We start from the raw sequence: 22,305 nt of genomic DNA, 5'->3' as shown, positions 1-22,305 counted from the left end.
AATATCCATATTTTCGTTCATGATATGGATAATTATTAACAGACATGATCTAAAATCAAATCTTAAAATTTGAAGTGATGTTCGTGAAATGCGAAAGCAAAGAATTGCTATAAATGACAATTTAATAAATGCTGTTTTAGCAGCAGTGTAACTGGATTAAGAAATTCATCGGCTTTGGATACCACATAAAGTTCACGGTAGGCCCATGATTCTGATAATGAAATGGCACTTAAACCCAAAGGTTTTCCAAGGATTTCATAGACTTTTTCAGGTAAAATGCCAATCCCCATACCTGCCTGAATCATACGGCAGACAGCATCAAAACTGGTGACCAAAATTCGAAGTTTTAATTGCTTGCCCAGATCATCGGCCTTGGCTTTTAAAATACGGTTAATGGCACTTTGTGCATGTAAACCAATAAAATCATGATCTAATGCATCTTCAAAAGAAATAATTTGCTTTTCCTGAAGATAACTTTCATTTTGGGCTACCACCACCAGACGGTCATTACGATATTTTTCATAGATCAAATCTACGGTTTTATTTTCGACAACGCAAATTCCCAGATCTGCGGTTTTATTTTGGACATGTTCTAAAATTTCCAGACTAGGCCGTTCCTCCAGTTCAATTTTAATTTGCGGGTTATTTTTAATAAATGAACTTAAATCTTCGGGAAGAAACTGGATGATGGTGGAAAGATTGGCCTGTAAACGGATAAAACCTTTTACCCCATGTTTAAATTCGTCCAGTTCAATTGAAGCCTGATAAACAGAATCCAGAATGGAACGACAATGATAAAGCAGGCTTTCTCCCGCCGGGGTAATTTGCATCCCTTTATTATCACGGATAAAGAGTTTCGTACCGATTGATTGTTCCAGATCAGTTAGACGTTTACTGGCTGCTGATAAGGCAATCATGTTCTTTTGAGCTGCTTTGCTGAGCGATTTTTCTTCACAAATTGTTTTAAAAATAATGAGCGTAACCAAATCAAGTTTTCTTACGATATTGTCGATATACATGCTGGTTTAGCTCATAAGATCAAGAAATACTATAATAAACCGAATTTCAATATATCCTCAATTGGCAACATATTAGGATTTATTATTTTCTCTTATATACTTCTTGGAGGTCGCCTGAGGTATTAAAACATTTTATCCTTTAAATAAGTGCGGAAATTTAGTCCGTAATTTTTCAATTTTGGGTGGAATGGCAAAATTACAATAGGGCTGGGTTGGATTACGATCAAAGAAATTTTGATGATATTCTTCTGCACTATAAAATTCGGGTGCCGCTGCTAATTCGGTGACGACATTGATACCATCGGCCTTTAACTGGGCGATTTTATCTTGTGCCTGTTGCTTTTGGGCTGTATCCAGATAAAAAATCACAGAACGATATTGTGTGCCGATATCATTGCCCTGACGATTGAGGGTGGTGGCATCATGTGTAGCAAAAAATACATCTAAGAGCTGTGTATAACTGACTGTCTGTTCATCAAAATTAATACGGATCACTTCTGCATGACCAGTTGCGCCGGAACAGACCTGTTCATAGTTCGGATTCTGGCGTTGTCCACCAGCATAACCGCTTTCTACTTGCTGTACGCCCTTGATATGTTGAAAGACTGATTCTGTACACCAAAAACATCCGCCACCAAAAATTGCCTGTTGCATTGTTTAATCCTCATTGGCTATAAGATTTTATTTGCGTAGGTGAAATAATTGCTGCTGCTTTAAATAATTTGACAGATGGAATTAAAGCAGCATTCATAGGGTAATTAACGCGGTTGAATTGGGCTGATAAAAGTCACCAGTGCATTTCCCTCAGCATCAAGTAAGACCAGTTGTTGATGGTTTACTGTGTATTTGGCAACATGTTGGAGTGCTTGTTGATAAGCTTGTTCAATTTGTCCATTATTGCTTAAACATGCCATTTGGGTGCTGGCAACTTGCCCTAGGCTAATATTATTCAGATTGTCGGCCTGATAGCTGCCCATAATACGGTTACAGCTGTCAGAACCACTGAATCTGGCTTCAGTTGGGCTAAATTCAATATTTGCAGTTTGGGCATTCTGTGCATAGGTAATGGGTTGCGAACCAATCTGGCTTACAATCCAGACTTTACCCTGTAGGTGGGCCAAATTATTTGCTTGTACCACTTTTACTTCAGGTGGTGTAGAGCTACATGCCGAAAAAATGATGCCGGAGCTTAGGGCACATCCCAATAAAAAGTTTTTTTTCATGATCTTTCCTATGTTTATTTAAAGTTAACAGGTTAAATTGTATTTACTTGATCAAAGCAAAAAATACCAGAAATAGCCAGTGATTTGATCAACAAAAATGATGCAAACTGTAAAGCAGTTTGATCTTATTGATCTACTTTGGGTAATCCGGAACGAATCAATTGCGAATAGTGCTGACTTGATTGATCTTTGAGCTGTGTAAAGTTCTGTACTCTAGGATTGATATAGGCCATTTGTAACCACTGACCTTGTGAGTATCGTTGATCAAGAATCTGATGATCGTAAAGATAATAAGGTAATTTTCCGGATAACAATACGCGATAATCGACCGGGATTGGGTCAATCTTATTCACCATATCAAAAATGATGGTGGTACAGTTACTAAACAATGTATTGTACCAACGAGGATGAGTTTGCAATGCCTGTCCTTGCTCTAGATAGGATAAAAACAATTCCTGCATGGCAATTTTGGGCATTTTTACTGGATAGATATAGACACGCTCTTTACGGATATTACTGCGGGTATAGATGATATCTTTTTCGTCGGCTGGCACAATGGCAAGTTCATATTGACGGAAAAAACCACCAATACTAGAGAATGTTTCAGTTTTTTCCTTACGGATTTCTATCGAAAATGTCAGATGTCGCCCATCGGCAAAATTAAAACTTAATAAGGTATGTGCAATGTCATTTCCGGCCCAGTAGGACAGGATTAAATCCATACTTTCAATTTTGGATAAATTGTAGTGCCGCGTTTCCCAGCGAATATCGTAATCGGTTTCACTACGCCAGTTAAAATTACGGACATTTTCAATGGTGATCTGATCGCCATGTTGTTGATAATTTAAAATTCTGGCGACTTCGGGATTCCAGTCACGATCATTACGGGGCTGCATGGAAAAGTACCACGTCACACCGATGGCAAAACACAACAGATAAATCCAGACATCAGTTTTGCGTTTAAAAATTGCCTGTGTGATGTAGACACCAGTAATGCTACAGGACAAGATAATCCAGAAACCAATTGCCACATAGCTAAAAATTTTGCCAAATGGTTGTTGGATCCATAGTGCCAGACACAGCCAGATACTGGATAAAATGACAAATATATAAAACAGACCGTGCAATAAAGCACCGAGAATACTTTTGCGGAAGGTTTTTTTATCGATGTCGTTCATACTTAGCATAAATTATCTTGGCGTAAATATTGGGCAAAACGAAAAGAAATCGCATCTTTGGCGCTGATATGATCGCTAAAATCGGTTAGGATAAAATCATCTGGAATTGTAGGGTAGAAGGCATCACCTTGTACATCCAGATCAACATGGGTGATTTCCAGACGATCTGCAATAGGCAAGGTTTGTTTGAAAATTTCCCCACCACCGATAATAAACAATGATGGCTTGTCTACTTCTTCCAGATCAAATACAGCTTGTTCCAGCGCATTGTCAATGGAGTAGGCAATTTTTACGCCCTCTGCTGTCCATTGATGATCTCGGGTAATCACCCAGTTAATACGATTAGGTAAAGGGCGTCCCATGGATTCAAAGGTTTTACGCCCCATAATCACCACGCCATCTTGCGTAATACGTTTAAAATGCTGTAAATCTTCTGAAATATGCCAAGGCAGTTGATTGCCTTTACCAATACACTGTTGAACATCACAGGCCACCACATGTACAACTTCGATGTCTTGAAAGGCCATTTTCTTCTCCCTGATGCGCTCCGTATTGGAGATGCGTTTTAAATATATATGCGATAAAACCTTAAACTGCAACAGGTGCCTTAATTGCAGGATGTGATTGATAACCGACAATTTCGATATCTTCAAATTTAAAATCAAATATATCTTTAATTTTAGGATTAAGTTGAAGCTGGCAAAGTGGCAATGGTTCACGGCTTAACTGTAATCTAGCCTGTTCAAAGTGATTGGTATATAAATGCGTATCTCCACCAGTCCAAACAAAGTCGCCCACATCTAGGTCACAGACTTGTGCGATCATATGCGTGAGTAGGGCATAACTGGCAATATTAAAGGGAACACCTAAAAATACATCGGCACTACGTTGATATAATTGGCAGGACAGTTTGCCATCCTGAACAAAAAACTGAAATAGCGTATGACAAGGCGGTAAGGCCACCTGACCAGCTTCTTTGGGATTCCAGCCGGAAACGATCAATCGACGAGAATTGGGATTGTTTTTGATTTCATTGATTAGCCATGAAATTTGATCAAAACCATCATTTTTATAGCTGCCATCAGCATTCTGGCTTGCGCCAAAGTTACGCCATTGATGACCATATACTGGGCCAAGTTCACCTTCGGGACGACCAAAACGGGCACATTGTTCGGCAGTGGCCCATTCATCCCAGATGGTGACTTTATGATCCTGTAAATACTTGACGTTGGTATCACCTTTTAAAAACCATAGCAGTTCAATTGCAATTGAACGGAAATGGACTTTTTTGGTGGTAAGTAGAGGAAAACCTTTGGATAAATCAAAACGCATCTGATAACCGAATACCGAGCGAGTGCCTGTACCTGTACGATCACCTTTATCACCGCCAGTTTGTAGAATATGGTCGAGTAGGTTGAGATAGGCTTTCATACGTTATCCAATTTTCATAAGGTCAAAACATAGCGGCTTATCTTAACTGATTTCTACAGTTTTAAACAAATATCGGGCACTAAAATATTGAGATAGAATCACGAGAGTAATTGCTTGGAGTAGCGTGACTAAAAACGTATCCTTCGGTAAGTTGAAGATCAGATTCAGAAAAAGCACAAATGGTATCGTGCATAAGATAATTTCAAGGCCTTTTTTATATGTGTTATCAGATTTTACTTTACTGTATTGCTGTTTAAACAAGGCGATCAGAATTCCAATAAGACAGCTAAAAAGAATAAATTTAAGATTTAATAGATCAATTAAGGCTGTCAGAATCAGAATGATGACACTGCATAAAATGATGAAATGACGTTGATGATTCGAGAGTGTTTTTTGATTAAATAATTTAAAGTCCATCACCGTAATAATCCCAAAATATTGTGACTATCATAACAAACATAATCAATATTTTGGGACAATCACGACCATGGTTTTGTTTATTTTATATGCCAGTCATATTGTTTGCGTTGATATGCATACCAGAACATCAATAGACCAACAATGATCATTGGGAAACTGAGCAATTGCCCCTTGGTGACCCATCCAAGCAGAATAAAGCCTTGATCCACATCGGGTTCACGGAAAAATTCCATCACAAAGCGAGCAACGCCATAACCGATTAAGAACACCGCAGAAACCGCCATACGAGGACGAGGCTTGCTACTAAACCACCATAATACGATAAAGAGCAATAAGCCTTCGCATAATGCTTGATAAATCTGGGAAGGGTGACGTACCAGTTGTAAAGGATCGGTTGGGAAAATCATGCCAAATGGATAGCTTGGATCTGTTACCTGACGACCATAGAGTTCACCACCGATAAAATTACCAATCCGTCCGAACATCAAACCGGTTGGTACACAGGGTGCAATGAAATCCAGCGTTTCAAACCAGCTTTTCTGGTACTTGCGACACCAGAAGATCATGGCGAGCATGACACCGATAAAGCCACCATGAAAGCTCATGCCACCTGTCCAGACTTGAAATAACCAGAGTGGATTATCCAGAAATTTATCAAATTCATAAAATACAACATAGCCGATTCGGCCACCGAGCACGACACCCAGCGCGCCATAAAAGACCAGATCGGAGATCATTTCTGCGTTCCAGCCATCGCGTTGTTTGGCGCGGTAGGTTGCCAGTCCCCAGGCACATAGAAAGGCCAATAGGTACATAATGCCATACCAGTGGACTTTGACTGGTCCAAGTGATAAGGCAACAGGATCAATGTTTGGATAGGTCAGCATTGATTTTCCTTCATTCAGTTTTATTTTGTGCTTGATTGTAGCGGATAATTTGAAAAATGTTGTACATTCAATGTATAGGGTGCATTGAATTTTCAAGAAGTCACAAGGGAAGAGTTGATTAAATGTGTATTTTAGCGTTGGCTTGGCAAGTGTTGGAAGATATACCGTTGTTTTTGATTTCCAATCGTGACGAGTTTTATCATCGTGCTGCCCAACCTTTGGCACATTGGCCGCATAGTCCGATCTTTGCCGGGCAAGATTTACAACAAGGTGGGACATGGCAGGGCATAGCCGAGCAGGGACGTTGGGCAATCGTGACGAATTTTCGCGAGGGTGGACAAACAACACAATATCCAACCTCACGCGGTGATTTGGTCAAGGATTTTTTATGTTCTGATTTACCACCCATTCGTTTTGCAAAGCAACTTGAATCCCGACAACAGGATTATGCTGGTTTTAATCTAATTGTCGGAGATCGGCAGCAAGCTGTTTATATGAGTAATCGCGGCGAAGCACCGCAGATTCTGCCTAAAGGTGTGTATGTGTTGTCTAATGGATTGATGAGTGAACACTGGCAAAAAACCGCACATTTACGTAAACGCTTTACACAGGAATTATTGCCGTTGATGCAGTTGCCACAAGTGACGCTGGCAGAACAATTAGATACAGCTTGGGATATTTTGCAGGATCAACGTAAAGTTACAGTGTCGTTATTACCCCATACTGGGATTGGTGAGGAAATGGAGTTATTATTATCTTCGACCTTTATTCAAAGTGAAGTCTATGGAACACGGTGTTCCAATGTTTTATCCATAAAAGATGAACAAATCAACTGGTGGGAAAAAACGCAACAGGGACAACATGCCGGAGAAATTCGGCAGATACATATCAAATAAAAACAGCCAGTGATTTACACTGGCTGTCGAATGAAAGAGAATCGGTGTTTATGCTTTTTTCTCTTCCAGAGAAATTTCAATGCTATCAGCAGTAATATAGCCAACAGAAGCTGCATAACCATCGTTGTAGTTCGCATTGATCAAAGGATCAAGTGTACCTTTTACAACATTATGTATACCGCCCCAATCGCCAGGATGCTGGAAGTTACTCATAATATAGGTCCAACCATTGATTGAATCTACCGCATGAAGACCTGTTGACTCAGCACCAGCAGGTGTAGACAACAGTCGAATCAGTTCTTTACTATCGATGTTATAAGCCCATAAGAAGTTATTGACATGGTTACCACTGTCTTCACCAATAAATAAAGTTCTTAAGGTTTCAGAGTATTTTAAATTGTCTGGGCTGGCAATTTTGTTTGGATTGGCAGTATTACCCAGACTATCCGCAGCAATATCTTCACCCATTAACAACATGTGGCTTTGGTATGGTGTCCATTGGCTATTAATTTCATAACCTTGATCATCTTTTAGCTTGGCATCAGATTCTTTTAATAAATCATGTGCTAATACACCACCTGCTGATACTTTTTTAGCAAAAGATACATTATATTCAGAAACCCAAGCGGCATTGTCTTTAATCATGGAATCCTGAATATTTGCTAATGCAGAATAACCTACGCGGTCTGTCGCATTAACGGTTGTACCTTCCATTTTTGTAAATGCCATACTACCGCCTTTAAGTGCTGCGTAGCGGTGTGTTTCAAGGAAAGCTGCTGCAAGTTCAATCTCTTGTTTGCTAAAGCCATTGTTTGCTTCTTTCAGTTTGATCCACAGTTTTTTAGCTGCAAGTACAACCTGAGTAAAACCAGTGAGGTCTTGAGGTTTGTTAGCATCGTTATCTAGATAGCTTTCGAAGATATTATCTTTGGTAATGCCACGAACATTCACCAGATCCTCAATGGTTTTACTATCGGAATAACCTAACTTAATCCATTGAATGCCAGCAGTAGAGGTTTCTGTTAATACACTGGTATATTTTGCAACATACAATGTTCCCGCAGACAGGTCTTTTTCCTTATCTGCAACAAACATAAAGAAAGCACCGTTGGTATAGTCATCGCCCATGATTGCAGTACGATTGTCCGGCATAACTTGAATCAATTCGTGAGAAATACGCCCCAGACAGTAGTGTTTTTTCGCTGTGCCTGTGCCATCTGCATTAATAACGATCTCAGGTAGATGACCATAGTTATATACATTGGCTGTATTTTCATCGCCATAAAGGTTTTTACTATAGGCTTTTAGTGTTGATAGACCTGTACCGATTTGATCGAATGCATCTGGTTCATATTCTTCACTGGAAAGATGCGTATCCCATGGTGAAAGGCTTGCACCACAAGTAATCCATAAACCATGGACTTTAGACATATCAACATTAAAATATTTTTTAAGTTCCAGATGTCCAGTTTTTTGATCTTGATCCAGTGTTAAGATGGCAATTGGTGAAGGTAGTTTACCATACATGCTGTTTCCAGCCAGATCACTAGTTGTATATTCAAATTGCACCACATGGAATACAGGATTGGTCACACCTGAAACACTTGCACCCTCAATTTTTACCAGTGATGAACCATCTGGACAGTCAGAGAAAAACTGACGTTTTTTACCGCTTACGGAAGTATCGTAGATTGGATAATTATAAATATCGTAATAGCTACCAGCGATAATTTTTCCGCCCAGCAGATTGTCTACTTCTACACCAGTTTTAAAGAATTCTTTATAGCCTAGTTGATAGTCAGTTTTTGAACCATCGTCCCAGTTTACAGAAAGTTTGGAGGCAACAGTCGTTGTGGCCATCGCTGCGGCATCTGCTAGTGTAGGCGCATCCATTGCAGTAAACGTTGCACTTTTAAAGTTGACAACTTTAGCAGGAGTATCGCTGTCATTGTCGTCATCATTACAACCACTTAATACAGATGCAGTTGCCATTGCCCCAAGTGGTAAAAATGGTACCCCAGCAAACCATTTTAAAATATCGCGACGTGATGGGGGATTAGCCTGTTCAGTCATTGTTTTTCCTTTAGCATCGATTAAAAATAAAACCTGGTCAGAGTGTAGGTATAATATGTGACATTATTCTTTCGGTTTTATATCAGTTTGATTACATCGGGATTTTATGAATATAAAAACGCCTATTATTTTGCGTAAATAATAGGCGTTAAATGAATATAATATAGATTTGATAATAATGATATTAACTTCTTTTTTCGATTAATTTCCCTAGAAATAATCCCAATTCGAATAATAACCACATGGGGATTGCCAGCATAACCATAGACAGGGCATCAGGTGGTGTAACAAACATGGCAACAAAGAAGCAGCCCACAATAATAAAGCGTCTTTTTTCTGCCAGGCTTTGTGTACTGATGAGTCCGGCTAAGATTAAAACTAGGGTAACAATAGGGATTTCAAATGTTAAACCAAATACCAGAAATAGCTTCATACAAAAACTAAGATAACTATTTACATCAGTCATTGGTGCAACTGTTTCAGGGGATACACTAATAAAAAAATGTAAAACTGCTGGCAGGGTAATAAAATATGCAAATGCTACACCCAGATAAAATAAAATAATACTGCCAAATAATAATGGAAAGGCCAGTTTTTTTTCTTTCAAATAGAGCGCAGGCTTAATAAATAACCAGATTTGATAAATAATGAATGGCATTGCAATAAATAATGCTGCAAATAGATTCAGTTTAAATGGTGCCATAAATGTTGCTGTAACATCAGTCGCAATCATGGTCGATGTGGCAGGAAGCTGGGCCCGTAAAGGTTCGGAAAGTAGCTGGTACGTATGATTTCGAAAGGGTAATAAAATAAAAAACAGCACCAGTAATACGCCAACAATCTTAACCAGATGTTGACGTAAAGTGATCAAATGCGTTGTTAGCGGCATTTGATCCAATTCTTCCTGAGATTGTTGTGACGTGGTGATCGGTAATTGGTTCATACGGCAACTTTTAATGTAGTGTGAACAGGATTGATTGCTATCGGCTGAGCTGATTGTGAGAGAACTCGCGCATCGAAACTTGCCTGAAACGGTACTTGGTAGAATCCTTCCAGATAATCATAGCGAATAGCTTTTTGTTTTAATTGCTGTTGCAGAAACTCATTTTGCTGGCGTTCCATTGCTGCAAATTTTTCCTGCATCTGTTGTTCCAGTGCTTCAATACGCTTGATTTCATCCTGCATTTGTTCGCGTAATTCGGAAATTTTGAATTCTTTTTCGATATCCTGCTGAACATTGGTAACAAATTTTTTGATACGAACATACCATTTTGCAACTGTTTTAAGTGCAATAGGTAATTTTTCCGGTCCGAGGACGATGAGTGCGATAATCGAAAAAATTAAAATCTCACTCATACCAAGATTTAACATGACATATCCTCAAGCAACATGGATTAAAATCAGTTTAGCCTTTTAACTGGCTTTTGCTTTCGGTACCAGTAGTTTCAGACGTGTTTGCATGTTCGATCAGTTTTGGATCTACTTCATCTTCACGTACAGTCTTTTTAAAGTCTTTAATTGCACCACCAACATCTTTACCCAAATTTTTAAGTTTAGAGGTACCAAATAATAAGAGTACAACGATTGCAAAAATGAGGACGTGCCAAATTGATAAACCAGCCATAATACGATTCCCAAAATACATCAAAATAGATACAGGGTATTGCAACAAGTTAAAATGACAAAAGCGTGACATAAATATTGCAATTTAAAGACAAGACTTGGGCAAAGACAGGATTTTCGCTACAATGCTACGCTCCATTTTAGATGACAGTCAGGTTTGAACATGAGTTTGATGCTACCCACAGTCTCTTTTATGGTCGGGTTGGCATGTGCAGATCAGTCACCACAATTAAAACAAATCTTTGCACGATTATTGTCCCAGCTTTTCATTCCGATTGTGATTATTTACAACATGGTGTTTTATCAGGCGGGCAGTATCTACTTGATGTTATTTAGCCTGTTTAGCTCAATCATGCTGTATGTGGTGTATCGCTTATTTAGTCAAAATAAAATTCAGGCATTATGTGTGTCATATCCCAATCTGGCATGGCTGGGCTTTCCTGTTGCGTTGGCAATTTTTGGTGAAAGTGTCAGTGCCAGTATGGTCGCTTTATACATTGGCGGCTCTTTATTTGGTAATGTCATTGCTGTTGCAGCACTTAGTCCAAAACTGAATTCCTGGCAATTTTTTCTCAAACGGGTGTTTTTGTCACCGCCTGTCATGGCATTAATCATTGCCGCAGTCCTACGTCTGCTGGGTGCACATCACCTTACCACACATGTATTGATTGACGGGATCTATGAACTGACCAAATGGCTGATGACCTTTAGTGGCATGTTTGTCCTAGGCATGTGGTTACGTCATGTGAAATTACAATGGTCTGATCTACTGCAAAGTCTACAGTTATCAGTATTTCGTATTGCGCTAGGTAGTGTGCTTTGTGCGTTGATATGGTTATTTTTGCCGAAAATGCAGCAACAGATCGGCATGATGCTATTACTGTTTTTCCTGCCCCCTGCGGCTAATATCGTTTCACTAGAAACTTTTTATTCTGGTACGGGAAAATCAGCGCAATATATTGCTTCGGGTACCATGATCAGTTGTATTTTATTATTAGGGTTTTATCTGGCGGTACATTTTATCTTCAATCCTTAAAACAACTATAGTTTCAAAAACAGAGCAGTGAAAACTGCTCTGAAATCCAAAATTATAAGTAGCTTTTTAATTTTTGAATGGCTTGACCACGATGGCTGATTTTATTTTTTTCTGCTTTTGGCATTTCTGCACTAGAGCAATTAAGTTCGGGTAACCAGAACAATGGATCATAGCCAAAACCATGTTCACCACGAGCCTGTTCCAGAATTTCACCCTGCCAGATGCCTTGTGCAATGATCGGTAAAGGATCATCTGCATGACGTACTAAGGCCAGTACACATACAAACATGCCTTCAATCACTTTTCCCTCTTGACGAAAAGGACGTAATTCTTGCAGTAATTTTTCATTATTAGCCTCATCATTGCCATGTTCTCCGGCAAAACGGGCAGAATAAATCCCCGGCGCACCATTTAAAATTGGAACGACAAGGCCGGAATCATCTGCAATCGCAGGTTTACCTGATAAACGTGCGGCATGGCGAGCCTTGATAATGGCATTTTCAACAAAACTCAGCCCATCTTCAATGGCATCTTCAATATTAAGCTGGCCTTGAGCAATGACTTTGGTGTCTAAATTGAGCTCAGAAAACAGGAGTTCAAATTCAGCGATTTTGCCTTTGTTATTGCTTGCTAGAACCAATTCTGAGCCAAGCCAAGACGATGGAGAAGATACCGAATTTGTCATGTGTTTTCCCACTGTAATAAAAACAGCAAATAGTAAAACTGTTTTGTGGGTAGAAGTAAAGAAATTACAAAGAATAACAATGTTAATGTCATGATTTTTATTATAGAAAAATGGGGCGAAATGTTTTGAAACATAGCGAGTCCTGAACTGACTTTACAGCGTCTATGTTTTAGCTAGTCTAGAGAATACCGCCTATGGAAATAAAGACAACAGGAAGTTGTTTGAGCGGTATATTTAATGAATTTGGACTACTGCTAAAAGAGGTAATGCAACCATGTCTCTTAACCCGAAAAAAGCTGTCAAGCATTCTGCATTTCATCGTATTGAACTATTGGCAAGCCGCGCGTGTGGCTGCTTTAAATGTCTACAAATTTTTAGCCCCGATCATATTAAAGAATGGGCAGATAATGGTAAAACTGCCATTTGTCCCTATTGTAAAACCAATACTGTGATTGGGGACGCCTCCAAGTATCCGATAAATAATGACTTCCTTAGCACCATGCAAAAGACTTTTGTCAATTAAGCTGTGATCTTCGATGCAGGTTTAGCATAAAATGTTGATATGACATTCATATGACATTTTTATGTTTAAACTTGCATCGCTTATATCTTTAATTATCAGGGAATTTATGATGATTTTGACTGTAGATGTTTTCTATATCTAGCAAGTTGTTCGACAAATGGGTATTTTTATTTGATGAATTTATATGTCTTTTAGGGCGATCTATTGATAAAGGGCTGGATAATTTAGTGTAGATACTTTATATCCAAGCGAAAGCCTTTTAATCTAGTCACATTGTGTTTTAACCATTCTTTTGAGAGATTCCAGTGTAAGTCATAACAACGATAACAATATTAGTCACTACTTTGCAATTCTGCTAGAATTGCGCCAATTTTCAAATTACATATGCCACAATTAGGCATTAGCACTGCGTTTTGCAGTAGGTAACCTTCATGACATCTCTTAACGAGCTAAAAGCACAAGTTGCACAGCGTCGCACATTTGCGATCATTTCCCACCCCGATGCCGGTAAAACCACCATGACAGAAAAACTGCTGTTATGGGGTAAAGCAATTCAGGTTGCTGGTATGGTCAAAAGCCGAAAATCAGATCGTGCGGCCACATCAGACTGGATGGAAATGGAAAAAGAACGTGGGATCTCGATTACCACATCGGTAATGCAGTTCCCGTATAAAGACCATACCATTAACTTACTGGATACACCGGGACATGAAGATTTCTCGGAAGATACCTATCGTACTTTGACTGCGGTGGATTCTGCCTTGATGGTGATTGATGGTGCAAAAGGGGTCGAAGAACGGACCATCAAACTGATGGAAGTCTGTCGTATGCGTGATACGCCGATCATTTCTTTTGTCAATAAAATGGACCGTGAAATCCGTGAGCCATTAGAACTGCTCGATGAAATCGAAAATGTACTAAAAATCCGTTGTGTTCCGATTACCTGGCCATTGGGTATGGGTCGTGATTTTGCCGGTGTGTATAACATACTGGAGAATAAACTTTATATTTATAAGGCGGGTTTTGGTTCGACCATTACCGACATTGAAATACGCGATGGATATGATTATCCGGATATTCGTGAAAAAGTTGGTGATCTTGCTTTTGCTGCCTTTGAAGAGTCGCTGGAACTGGTACAAATGGCGAACGAGCCATTGGATCGTGAGTTGTTTTTACAAGGCAAACAAACCCCGGTTTTATTTGGTACTGCACTGGGTAACTTTGCGGTAGATCATGTGCTGGATGCATTTTTGCAATGGGCACCAGAACCTAAAGCGCATCCGACACAAGAACGTATGGTCGAGGCAACCGAAGAAACCTTTACCGGATTTGTATTTAAGATTCAGGCCAATATGGATCCGAAACATCGTGACCGTATTGCCTTTATGCGGGTATGTTCGGGGAAATACGAAAAAGGTCTAAAAATGAACCATGTTCGTATTGGTAAGGAAGTACGCATTTCCGATGCGTTGACATTCTTAGCCGGTGAGCGTGAGCATCTGGAAGAAGCATGGCCGGGTGATATTATTGGTTTGCATAATCATGGCACGATTCAGATTGGTGATACCTTTACCAGTGGTGAGAATCTGCATTTTACCGGGATTCCACACTTTGCGCCGGAAATGTTCCGTCGTGTGCGTTTACGTGATCCTTTGAAATCAAAACAATTGCAAAAGGGCTTAAAAGAGCTTTCTGAAGAAGGGGCAACGCAGGTCTTTATGCCGCAAAACAGTAATGATCTGATTGTCGGTGCCGTTGGTGTGTTGCAGTTTGATGTGGTGGCTTATCGTCTGAAAGAAGAGTACAAGGTAGATTGTGTTTATGAACCGGTGAGCATTAATACTGTGCGCTGGATTCATTGTGATGACGAGAAAAAACTTAATGACTTTAAGAAAAAAGCACACGACCAATTGTCTCTCGATGGTGGTGGACATCTGACCTATCTTGCGCCAAGTCGTGTCAATCTACAGTTGATGCAGGAACGCTGGCCGGAAATCACGTTTAGTGCGACACGAGAGCACTAAGGCAAAATATTGGGTCAAAATATTAGGCGAAACATTAAGCTAAAATATTAAGATATTTTAATTAGGGCTGTTTTTATCCATAGATAGAAGCAGCTTGTTTTTTTAATAGATAAGGGGTAGACAGGATGGGCAAGACAAAATTAGCAGTACTATGCATCGTATTGTTGAGTTGTGTGGCTTGTTCAAAAACACCGGATGAAAAAGATTCGGATCAGCAAAAATTGCGGCAGCAACAGGCACAGCAGGGTTATCCGATCTTGATTGCCAGTCCCCAAATTGCTGATTATGCTTTGCCTTTTTGTGAAAAAAAATATTGTATAGAGGTGGAGATCTTTGATTTTAACAGTCAGGATCAATGGTTTAATCAGTTTACCGATCAGCAAATTGCCGATTTAATCCGGCAAAAACTGGCCTTAAAACAGAAAATGAGCTTGCAGGCAGCAGTCAATCAATTTGTAACCCTGTCGGATGAATGGCGGGCACAAGCTGAAAATCAATCTAAAAAAGCATGGAGCCTGTATATCAAACCTCGGGTTGCAACGCAGCAGGGTGAAATTGCTTTATTACAGATCAATGCGGAATATGATGTTGGTGAGGAGAAAGTTCCGGCTCAGGATTATTTCTTTGTCGTAGATCGCAAAAAACAGCAGATGATTCGTCTATATGACATCATTGCTCCTAAATATCGTGCTGCTCTGACAAATGTTATTCAACAGCATTATCAGGATTGGCAGCAGCAATGGTCGGTACAACAACAGCAACAGTTACCAGAAAAATTGTACTGGGCCAATCAGGACTGGTTTTTTGATGATCAGGGCATTGCAATTTATTATCGGGGGACAGATTTAAGCACAAAGACCACAAAAAATTTGGTGATTTATTTGACACCGGAACAGACCAAAGAATGGGTGTCGGCAGATTATTTACAGCAATTTCATTTACTTTGATGATACAAGATATTTCTTATCAATTCGAATAAAAACAATCTTTAACGAAGCAAAGAATGAATCAGTGATAATCTATGCACATGCATTCATGCTATAAAGTTTTTAGGTTAAATCTATATGAAAACAATACATAGTAACTCGGTAAAACATCAGATCGGCTTACTCATGCTTGGTGCCACAATCGTATTTACTCTGGCTGGCTGCGAAAAAAAACCAGAAGCAAAAATTGAACAAAATACTGCATTAGAAACTGAACAAAATGAAATAACGCCTATCTTACAAGCCAAGGTTGAAAATGTTCCGGTGACCCTACCGGAGTGCAATGGTCAACTATGTCCAAAAATTTCGCTTCAACATTTAAAAAGTAATTATCCAAAAATTGATCAGGCGGTGGATCAATATCTGTTAAATTATGTCAAAGATCTGGTACAAGGATTTGATATCGACAGTAATGGCAATGCAGATAAAAATACCAATAGCAATGCAAACAATACTGCAAAGGCGAAAGAAACGGCATCTCCCATTGTTGAAATGAGTGAGCAAAAAAATGCACACAGCAATTTGCAAAGCGATGTCGAGCTAGCCAATCCACAGCAAGATTATAGTGAATTACAGGGCTATGTTAATAAATTTATTAAACTAGCAGATGAGGTCAAATCACTGGGTTCTTCGGCACAATTAAGTCTTTATGTCAAACCGCAAGTGCTAAATCCTAAAGGCCCGATTACCACAGTTGTAATGAATGCCAGTAATTATATCGGTGGTGCACATGGTAGCTCTGCACAGCAATATCTGAATTTTGAACTGGACAGTAATTCATTGTTAAGTCTGGATCAAATTATCCAAAATGGTCAGCGTAAAGCCTTTAATGATCTGGCCTATGCAGCATTTGAACAATGGATTAAAGAAACCCAGCCTGACATGGATTTAAAAACTTATCAACAATTGTGGAAATTTACCTTGTCGGAAAACTTTTACCTAAGTTCCAATGGATTAATTTTACAATATGGTGAATATGATATTGGACCTTATGCGGTTGGCTTGCCTCGTCTGGTGATCCCTTACGATAAATTACAGGGTATTCTCAAACCCCAATATTTGCCTGTAGTGGCCGATGCTGCGGTAGAAGCTGGTAAAGATAAAATAGCGCAGACATCTACTGCACAGATCAACACCAAAACAACGGAAAAATAATGTGATGATCAGCCTGTTTGATACGCATACGCATTTTGATGTTGAAGATTTCGATCACGATCGACAGCAATTGGCAGAGCAAGCGTATCAAGTGGGTGTAAGAGCTTTGATTCTGATAGGCTTTTTACAATCGCGTTTTGCAGATTTGCTGGCAACGGATCAATTTTTAAAATCTTTAGAGGATGTGCCGCAAAGTTATCTTGCACCGGGTTTGCATCCTTTTTATATTGAACGACATACCACGCAACATTTACTGGATTTGGAACAATTTTTAAAACAGCATCCATGTATTGCCATTGGTGAAATCGGTCTGGATAGTTTTATTAAGGAACATAAAACGCCGGAAATTCGTGCCTTGCAGGCGGATTATTTTTCAGAACAACTGTTTTTTGCCCAGCAGTTTGATAAACCAGTGCTGTTACATATCCGTAAGTCGCATGGTGAAACTTTACAGATTTTAAAACAGCATAAATTTAAAAATGGCGGCATTGCTCATGCCTTTAGTGGTGGGGTAGAAGAAGCCAAAGCTTTTATTAAATTGGGTTTTAAAATTGGCGTGACAGGGCAGATCACCAATCCTAATGCCAAACGCTTACATGAGGTGGTGAAAAGTGTTTCTATTGATGATCTAGTGCTGGAAACTGATTGCCCTGATATGACGCCCTTATGTTGTCAAGTTTCGACTGAAACTAGAACACGTAATACGCCGGTGAATTTACCTTATGTCCTTGATGGTTTAAGTGCGGCCTTAAATGTGGATAAGGAAATATTGGCAGAAAAATTATGGCAGAATAGTGTGCAGTGCTTGGATTTAAAATATTAGGATATTATTTATGTGTCAATGTCAGGACGTAGAAGATAGTTTTGCATGTATGGATAGTTTCATAAATTTTTTTAGTAATAACGTTTTTCAAGAAAAGTTTCCTAAATATTTGTTACTAGATAGCCCAATTGATGATGTTAAACCTAAATTATCTTATTCAAATCACTATTATATTTGTCAAGAATGTAAGCAAAATTGGTATCTTGAGTGCTCCCCAACTGAAGAAACTTATCCTGTATTTGGAATAAAAACTATTTATGCACTTACTGAAAATGAAATTAATGCAGCAAAACAATTCTTAGTTATTTTAGCTCATGATGGATTTTCACCGGATCCATGTGCTTATCATGGTTGTCTGAATTTTGCTTTAAAAAATATAAAAATATGTGTAAAACATTATTCATATTAGGAGGTGATACACCTAACTAAGGTCAAATAATTTTAATATTTTATTTTGCATAAATAATAGTCTTATCAATAGCATGGATCAGGATAAAAATGTATATTCCAAAAGAATTTAAAGAAATAAGAACGGAAGAAATCAATAGAATCATACAGACTTTTCCTTTGGCATGTATTGTTGCAAATACTGAGCAAGGATTGATTGCTGTACACATTCCTTTAATTGCCAAAGACAATGGAATCCTGCTTGGACACATGGCGTTGGAAAACGACATGGTGGATTTACTTGCCGATGGTCAGGACGTATTGTGTATTTTTAAAGGCGATGATGCATATATTTCAGCAAATTATTATCCAAGTAAATTTGAAGATCATAAAAAAGTACCGACATGGAATTATCAGGTCGTCCATGTATATGGCAATATCATCTTTCACCATGATAATAAATCTAAATTGGCAGCTCTCGGGCAATTAACCAAAGTTCAGGAGTTAAAAACCAATGGCGATGCTGCATGGAAAATGTCGGATGCGCCCAAAGATTATCTTTATGAAATGATGGAACATCTGATTGCTTTTGAAATCAAGATTACGCGAGTTCTGGCAAAATCCAAGTTGAGTCAAAATCGGGATAAAAAGGATTTTGTAAATGTCATCAAAGAATTAAACGCACATGGACATACTGCCTTGGCAGAAAGTATGTCACAGTGGGATAAAGAAAATTTGGATGAATCTATAAAATGATTACACCGCCTATTTTTGAATTTTCTTTACAACCCCACGTTCTTTTGTTGAGCAACAAGCAAGGTACTGTTCTGGAAATGCCTTGTGGATATAAAGATATTCAGGCAAAAAGTATTTTTACCGATGATATTGATGAAGCAGGTATAGAACGTCTGATTTTGCAGATTGAAGATATTATAGAATCGAATAAGCAATTAAGGTTGATTAAGGAAAATGTCACCACAAATGATATTTTAGGGCGACAGGTCAGTAATATTTTCTTTAATGCAAAACAAAATATCAGCATAACTGAACTAGAACATGCCTTTAATGATTTTATTGACCATTTGCCACATTACAATCATCTCATCACTCAGGATAAAATCAACATTGTTACCTATTTTGTTTTTGTACGAGAGTTGATGCACCATCTACAGATTCAAAATATAGGTTTTATGCAGAAATAACCTGTTAGGATTTTAGTTTGACCTGACTTATGATTTATAATTCGTTTATCCTTTTATTGTAAACGCTAGAATGACTGATTCCCAACCTCAAGCCAGCCAAGATGATTATGACCGCCGTTTTACCGGTGCAGCAAAAATCTATGGTGAAGATCATTTCCAGTCCTTTGAAAATAGCCATGTCATGGTGATTGGGATTGGTGGCGTGGGATCATGGGCGGTTGAAGCACTGGCACGTTCCGGTGTAGGAAAACTGACACTGGTTGATATGGATGTGATTGTTGCTTCTAATGTAAATCGTCAGTTGCCGGCATTAACCTCGACTTTTGGTCATGCCAAAATTGAAGTGATGGCACAGCGCTGTAGGGAAATTAATCCTCATATTCAGGTCAATTTAATTGATGATTTCTTAACATCTGACAATGTTGCCGAGCTGTTACAGGATCGTCCGGATGTTATTTTAGACTGTATCGATGATGTCAAAGCCAAACTAGCGCTTATTCTACATTGCCGTTTTAATAAAATTCCTTTGATTGTTTCGGGTGGTGCAGGTGGTAAGCTGGATCCATTAAAGATTCGTGTTGCCGACTTATCCAGAACCGAACAGGATCCGATGCTGGCAAAATTGCGTTCACAGCTCAGGGCAAAAGGGATGTGTAAAAAACCAAAAGAAAAATTCGGAATTACCTGCGTTTATTCAGTGGATAATCCATTTTCCAATGTCGCGACTTGTGAAACAGTTGATGTCGGTGCGAAGTTACGTTGTGGTGGTTATGGCTCGGCAGTTGTCGTGACTTCAAGTTTTGCTATGGTCGCAGTTGCAGAAGTATTAAAGAAACTGACGATCAAAAAATAATGCCTTCTTTAATGAAGGCATATTGCTTAATGCGTCGGTGGAATGATTTGATCCAGATCTTTTGCACTTAAATTGTCAAGTTCGCTTAAATCAGTTTTGATCTTCCATTGTGATTCATCCTCAACCGGATTAGGTAAACGACCTTCCAGCCAGTCACAGATGACATCCGGTGAGAAATTGGCATGGTTACATTGAATCACCCATGCTAGAAAATCTTTGGCTTCTCCATTCATATAAGGCGGAGGAGAAACCGGGAAAAATTGCGTCGGCAAGCGTTCATCTGTGGAGAGATAATTTAGCACATGGCCCAATTCCTGAACAGTTTGCCATGCCAAAGGATGCTCAACATCAATTTTAAATTTTATCCACCATGCATGATCGCCATCATTGCCATGGGCAATTAAACCTTGTTTTCCAATACTTGGAACTTTATGAAAGAATTCGGTAAGACGAGTAAAGTTAATTCCACTCATATTGATCATATTGCCTGATTAAATTTGCATAAATGGTAACGGGTTTTGCATGGAAATACGAGGGGGACTGATCGTTATGTTAGGCATAGATCGAAAGGCAGCTTTATGAAATAGCGCATGATTTTTTTCTTTATAGCATTTGAGGTTAAGTAGAGATGTGCAATGCGAAGCAGGTGAGAAATGATAGATTAAGTTTTTTTGTTTAACCTAAGATATTGAAAAAAATTATATTTTATTTATTTCATTTTTTATTCATAGTTTTAACAACACTTAGCAACTTATCATTTTTTATTCATCATTTGCCCTTGATAAAGGCTTACAGTGCAAGTAGGAAAACAAAGAGGATTATCCGATGAAAAAAATTGCATTGATCAGTACAAGTGTCCTGTTGTCTTTTACTGTGGCGACATCGGCCTTTGCACGTGATTTTAATGATCGACCTAACGATAAACGTCAGCCACCTCCTAGCATGCAACATGGCAAGGATTTCCATGGTGGTCCACAATTTGCTGGAGATAGACAGCGTGTCGACTTTAACCGTCAGAATCAGGGACGTCCGATGCAGGTTTCAGCACCACATTATAAACGTGGTGAGCGTTTGCCGGATCGTTATTTGAAAAATGATCGTTATTATGTCAAGAACTGGCATGCCCATAATTTACGCCAACCACCGAAAGGTTATCGCTGGGTAGATGTGGATGGTCGTTATTTACTGGTTTCTGTGGTTACCGGTGTGATTGCAAGTATTCTTATCAATTCATAGAGTGCAGTGCAGAAATGCTGTTTAAAAAAAGATGCCGTGTAAAACACGGCATCTTTTTTATGTATTGAATCCGGTATTATGCAAGTTCGTCATCTTCCGGACGCGGTGTTTTACCGGCAGGTAATTCCTGTTCTGTTTGTTTACCTCTCACCACAGATGGATAGTTCCATGAGGCAAAACGTACAATTAAGATAGCAAAAGCAAGCAGTAAAATCGCACCCGTTACGATTAATAATCCCATATCGGCTTTATGTTCATGTTGAATATTTGAAATCAACAGACGGGTCAGGGCAGTGATGGCCACATAAATTAGAAAACGTACCGGCATATGGTTGGTTTTAAAATAAATGCCGACCATTGCACCAAGTTCAAGATAAATAAACAGCAATAAGATATCGTCTATGGTAGCAAATTGTTTGACGGTAAAGATATCAAGTGTGGTGTGTAGCGCAGACCAGATAATCATTGCACCGATTAAAGCCAGCATTAAATAGTGAAAAGTTTCCACCAGATAATGACCAATCTTATCGAGTAAGGATTCTATTTTTTTAAAACTAAAGTTCGCCATAATCGATTAAAGATAACATGTTGAAAATATGATAAATTCATTTTATGCGATTTTTATGCCAGTTGCATGACCAAATT

At 38.8% G+C, this 22,305-nt stretch carries 26 protein-coding genes; 12 read left to right on the top strand and 14 right to left on the bottom strand.

The genetic code is table 11. The features are described 5' to 3' along the window. Positions 1–107: 107 nt before the first annotated feature. From CAP51_RS03025 to lgt, 7 genes are all read right to left on the bottom strand, one after another. Positions 108–1,019 carry a LysR family transcriptional regulator gene (locus CAP51_RS03025; RefSeq protein ID WP_087619269.1) on the bottom strand — a complete coding sequence of 304 codons (912 nt, stop codon included), beginning with the start codon at positions 1,017–1,019 and terminating at the stop codon, positions 108–110. Between the two features lie 132 nt (positions 1,020–1,151). After that, on the bottom strand, positions 1,152–1,673 hold the full coding sequence (msrA, locus tag CAP51_RS03020) for a peptide-methionine (S)-S-oxide reductase MsrA (RefSeq protein ID WP_087619268.1): 522 nt from the start codon (positions 1,671–1,673) through the stop codon (positions 1,152–1,154). 104 nt (positions 1,674–1,777) lie between these two features. Beyond that, positions 1,778–2,242: an META domain-containing protein gene (locus tag CAP51_RS03015; protein ID WP_087619267.1), complete on the bottom strand. Its 465-nt coding sequence runs from the start codon at positions 2,240–2,242 to the stop codon at positions 1,778–1,780. A gap of 125 nt (positions 2,243–2,367) precedes the next feature. Beyond that, positions 2,368–3,420, bottom strand: coding sequence for an Lnb N-terminal periplasmic domain-containing protein (locus tag CAP51_RS03010; RefSeq protein WP_087619266.1), 1,053 nt, complete (start codon positions 3,418–3,420; stop codon positions 2,368–2,370). Between the two features lie 2 nt (positions 3,421–3,422). After that, a complete protein-coding gene (locus tag CAP51_RS03005; RefSeq protein WP_087619265.1) occupies positions 3,423–3,947 on the bottom strand; it encodes a dihydrofolate reductase in 525 nt (174 codons plus the stop codon). Between the two features lie 61 nt (positions 3,948–4,008). Then, the gene (gene thyA / locus CAP51_RS03000; protein WP_087619264.1) at positions 4,009–4,851 is read right to left on the bottom strand and encodes a thymidylate synthase; all 843 of its coding nucleotides are present in this window, start codon (positions 4,849–4,851) and stop codon (positions 4,009–4,011) included. Between the two features lie 497 nt (positions 4,852–5,348). Beyond that, a complete protein-coding gene (gene lgt / locus CAP51_RS02990; RefSeq protein ID WP_087619262.1) occupies positions 5,349–6,158 on the bottom strand; it encodes a prolipoprotein diacylglyceryl transferase in 810 nt (269 codons plus the stop codon). Between the two features lie 122 nt (positions 6,159–6,280). Between lgt and CAP51_RS02985 the strand changes: the two genes are divergently transcribed. Then, complete coding sequence (locus CAP51_RS02985) at positions 6,281–7,054, top strand: NRDE family protein (RefSeq protein ID WP_087619261.1); 774 nt, start codon at positions 6,281–6,283, stop codon at positions 7,052–7,054. A gap of 48 nt (positions 7,055–7,102) precedes the next feature. Here the strand turns inward: CAP51_RS02985 and CAP51_RS02980 are convergent, their stop codons facing one another. From CAP51_RS02980 to CAP51_RS02965, 4 genes are all read right to left on the bottom strand, one after another. Continuing rightward, on the bottom strand, positions 7,103–9,127 hold the full coding sequence (locus CAP51_RS02980) for a PhoX family protein (protein ID WP_087619260.1): 2,025 nt from the start codon (positions 9,125–9,127) through the stop codon (positions 7,103–7,105). A gap of 184 nt (positions 9,128–9,311) precedes the next feature. Beyond that, on the bottom strand, positions 9,312–10,070 hold the full coding sequence (gene tatC / locus CAP51_RS02975) for a twin-arginine translocase subunit TatC (protein ID WP_087619259.1): 759 nt from the start codon (positions 10,068–10,070) through the stop codon (positions 9,312–9,314). Continuing rightward, positions 10,067–10,498: a Sec-independent protein translocase protein TatB gene (tatB, locus tag CAP51_RS02970; RefSeq protein WP_087619258.1), complete on the bottom strand. Its 432-nt coding sequence runs from the start codon at positions 10,496–10,498 to the stop codon at positions 10,067–10,069. The genes tatC and tatB overlap by 4 nt, the downstream gene beginning before the upstream one ends. A 34-nt stretch (positions 10,499–10,532) precedes the next feature. Next, positions 10,533–10,751 carry a Sec-independent protein translocase subunit TatA gene (locus tag CAP51_RS02965; protein ID WP_087619257.1) on the bottom strand — a complete coding sequence of 73 codons (219 nt, stop codon included), beginning with the start codon at positions 10,749–10,751 and terminating at the stop codon, positions 10,533–10,535. Between the two features lie 162 nt (positions 10,752–10,913). Here CAP51_RS02965 and CAP51_RS02960 point away from each other — a divergent pair, with 162 nt between their 5' ends. Then, complete coding sequence (locus tag CAP51_RS02960) at positions 10,914–11,786, top strand: AEC family transporter (RefSeq protein WP_087619256.1); 873 nt, start codon at positions 10,914–10,916, stop codon at positions 11,784–11,786. A 52-nt stretch (positions 11,787–11,838) separates the two neighbouring features. On the opposite strand, the gene rdgB is transcribed toward CAP51_RS02960, so the two are convergent. Next, entirely contained in the window at positions 11,839–12,471 is a 633-nt protein-coding gene (gene rdgB / locus CAP51_RS02955; RefSeq protein WP_087619255.1) for an RdgB/HAM1 family non-canonical purine NTP pyrophosphatase, read from the bottom strand. A 274-nt stretch (positions 12,472–12,745) separates the two neighbouring features. Between rdgB and CAP51_RS02950 the strand changes: the two genes are divergently transcribed. From CAP51_RS02950 to CAP51_RS02910, 9 genes are all read left to right on the top strand, one after another. Then, positions 12,746–12,994: a hypothetical protein gene (locus CAP51_RS02950; protein WP_087619254.1), complete on the top strand. Its 249-nt coding sequence runs from the start codon at positions 12,746–12,748 to the stop codon at positions 12,992–12,994. 431 nt (positions 12,995–13,425) lie between these two features. Beyond that, a complete protein-coding gene (locus CAP51_RS02945; protein WP_087619253.1) occupies positions 13,426–15,018 on the top strand; it encodes a peptide chain release factor 3 in 1,593 nt (530 codons plus the stop codon). Between the two features lie 125 nt (positions 15,019–15,143). Then, a complete protein-coding gene (locus tag CAP51_RS02940; protein WP_087619252.1) occupies positions 15,144–15,965 on the top strand; it encodes a hypothetical protein in 822 nt (273 codons plus the stop codon). A gap of 117 nt (positions 15,966–16,082) precedes the next feature. Then, positions 16,083–17,159, top strand: a complete 1,077-nt coding sequence (locus CAP51_RS02935; RefSeq protein ID WP_087619251.1) for an RsiV family protein — start codon at positions 16,083–16,085, stop codon at positions 17,157–17,159. 4 nt (positions 17,160–17,163) lie between these two features. Further along, complete coding sequence (locus tag CAP51_RS02930; protein ID WP_087619250.1) at positions 17,164–17,982, top strand: TatD family hydrolase; 819 nt, start codon at positions 17,164–17,166, stop codon at positions 17,980–17,982. A 10-nt stretch (positions 17,983–17,992) separates the two neighbouring features. Continuing rightward, complete coding sequence (locus tag CAP51_RS02925) at positions 17,993–18,391, top strand: hypothetical protein (RefSeq protein ID WP_087619249.1); 399 nt, start codon at positions 17,993–17,995, stop codon at positions 18,389–18,391. 89 nt (positions 18,392–18,480) lie between these two features. Next, a complete protein-coding gene (locus tag CAP51_RS02920) occupies positions 18,481–19,125 on the top strand; it encodes an FMN-binding negative transcriptional regulator (protein WP_087619248.1) in 645 nt (214 codons plus the stop codon). Then, positions 19,122–19,571 (top strand): hypothetical protein, encoded by a 450-nt coding sequence (locus tag CAP51_RS02915; protein WP_087619247.1) that lies wholly within the window; start codon positions 19,122–19,124, stop codon positions 19,569–19,571. Before CAP51_RS02920 ends, CAP51_RS02915 begins: the two co-directional genes overlap by 4 nt. Before the next feature lie 70 nt (positions 19,572–19,641). After that, positions 19,642–20,424, top strand: coding sequence for a tRNA threonylcarbamoyladenosine dehydratase (locus tag CAP51_RS02910; RefSeq protein WP_087619246.1), 783 nt, complete (start codon positions 19,642–19,644; stop codon positions 20,422–20,424). 26 nt (positions 20,425–20,450) lie between these two features. Here the strand turns inward: CAP51_RS02910 and CAP51_RS02905 are convergent, their stop codons facing one another. Then, positions 20,451–20,897 (bottom strand): hypothetical protein, encoded by a 447-nt coding sequence (locus CAP51_RS02905; RefSeq protein ID WP_087619245.1) that lies wholly within the window; start codon positions 20,895–20,897, stop codon positions 20,451–20,453. 352 nt (positions 20,898–21,249) lie between these two features. Here CAP51_RS02905 and CAP51_RS02900 point away from each other — a divergent pair, with 352 nt between their 5' ends. Next, a complete protein-coding gene (locus tag CAP51_RS02900) occupies positions 21,250–21,660 on the top strand; it encodes an RcnB family protein (RefSeq protein ID WP_087619244.1) in 411 nt (136 codons plus the stop codon). 76 nt (positions 21,661–21,736) lie between these two features. Here the strand turns inward: CAP51_RS02900 and CAP51_RS02895 are convergent, their stop codons facing one another. After that, positions 21,737–22,228: a phosphate-starvation-inducible protein PsiE gene (locus tag CAP51_RS02895; protein WP_087619243.1), complete on the bottom strand. Its 492-nt coding sequence runs from the start codon at positions 22,226–22,228 to the stop codon at positions 21,737–21,739. Positions 22,229–22,305: the final 77 nt, after the last annotated feature.

Origin of the sequence: Acinetobacter populi (genome assembly GCF_002174125.1) — a bacterium.
GTDB lineage: Bacteria > Pseudomonadota > Gammaproteobacteria > Pseudomonadales > Moraxellaceae > Acinetobacter > Acinetobacter populi.
The sequence above is the reverse complement of the archived record's forward strand: the minus strand, read 5'-3'. Positions and strand labels throughout refer to the sequence as shown.